Source organism: Kocuria sabuli (genome assembly GCF_040981185.1).
GTDB classification, from domain to species: Bacteria; Actinomycetota; Actinomycetes; order Actinomycetales; family Micrococcaceae; genus Kocuria; species Kocuria sabuli.
Genome location: NZ_JAVHZE010000050.1, coordinates 1 through 1,115 on the forward strand (window position 1 = coordinate 1; position 1,115 = coordinate 1,115).

At 49.9% G+C, this 1,115-nt stretch carries 3 protein-coding genes; all 3 read left to right on the forward strand.

The genetic code is table 11. The features are described 5' to 3' along the window. Positions 1-318: hypothetical protein (locus tag RE027_RS17770; RefSeq protein WP_368809624.1), on the forward strand; the 318-nt coding region annotated here is incomplete at its 5' end. A gap of 173 nt (positions 319-491) precedes the next feature. Further along, positions 492-947 (forward strand): recombination protein NinB, encoded by a 456-nt coding sequence (locus RE027_RS17775; protein ID WP_032105130.1) that lies wholly within the window; start codon positions 492-494, stop codon positions 945-947. After that, positions 940-1,110 carry a NinE family protein gene (locus RE027_RS17780; protein WP_368809625.1) on the forward strand — a complete coding sequence of 57 codons (171 nt, stop codon included), beginning with the start codon at positions 940-942 and terminating at the stop codon, positions 1,108-1,110. Before RE027_RS17775 ends, RE027_RS17780 begins: the two co-directional genes overlap by 8 nt. Positions 1,111-1,115 lie beyond the last annotated feature (5 nt).

The following is a 1,115-nucleotide window of genomic DNA, read 5'->3' on the forward strand; positions in this document are numbered from 1 at the left end:
ATCACGTCGTGTGTGAGAAATTCCTTTAAACAATATTATGCTATTGAAATAAAACGATTATTTTGTAAATTGGCTTTCCCTCCGGATTTGAATTGGTACCATCATAGTGCAGTTAAATTCAAACCGGAGGGTGTTATGGTCTGTCCTGAATGTGGTTCAACCGCTATCGGAAAAGAGGTTACTCGCAGAGGGTGGAGTGGCGACTATGTTTGCCATCAATGCGGATGCAACAATGCAAAAGACGCATTTGAAAGTGAGAATAAATCGAAGGAGAAAGCGCCAACATTGAAGTTAAAAAAGAAAGCTTCACCCATTTGATTTTGTAAAATCATCCAGCCATAATCATGTCATCGGAGCCTGAACAACTCCGGTGACTTCTGCGCATTTAAGGGGACTTAAATGCGACCACAATCTGAACTCCTCACCTTGCCACAGATGCAGAAATGCACCTGCGATTTTCTGCATTCTGCGTTACCTCTCGGAGGTGGCGCATGAAGCAGAACTTTTGCATCGTTAACGACACTGTTAAACACAACCTCATTGAATACATTCGAAATCTTCCGGTAAATCCTCGCGCGCCGATGGTTGTCGAGATCAGGGAAGAGACACGCACAGACAAACAGAACCGTCTGATGTGGCCGCTTCTGAAAGATCTCTCTGTCCAAGTCGTCTGGCACGGAGAAAGGCTTGAACCGAAGGAATGGAAGGACTTGATCACTGTTCTGGTTAGCCAGATACAGGACCCGGAGAGCGAGCAGAAATCCGCGCCGGGCATCAACGGCGGCCGCGTTTATTTCGGCGTCCGCACATCCAAATCCAGCAAGCGCTACATGGTCGACGTGATCGAGGCGATTTACTGGTTCGGCACCGACCGCGGTGTGAGGTTCTCCGAAGCATCCAGTAAGCGCATCGCCTGGGCGCAAGAGTGGAGGACTTCCCATGGGTAATCCTCTCGCACGCGTCATCACAAACGAAATCTTCCGCGTTCCGACTCGCCGTCAGCGCAAGCCAGCGGTTAAGCCGTCCGACATCCCGACCCTGAAGGACTGCACCGCCCGTCTGGTCGATAAGCAATGGCTGCGTCTAGCGGCTCGGAGGAATCATGCGTAAACCAT

Coding starts and splice junctions, on each gene's coding strand:
- RE027_RS17780 (WP_368809625.1), top strand. CDS start 940: ATGGGTAATCCTCTCGCACGCGTCATCACAAACGAAATCTTCCGCGTT.
- RE027_RS17775 (WP_032105130.1), top strand. CDS start 492: ATGAAGCAGAACTTTTGCATCGTTAACGACACTGTTAAACACAACCTC.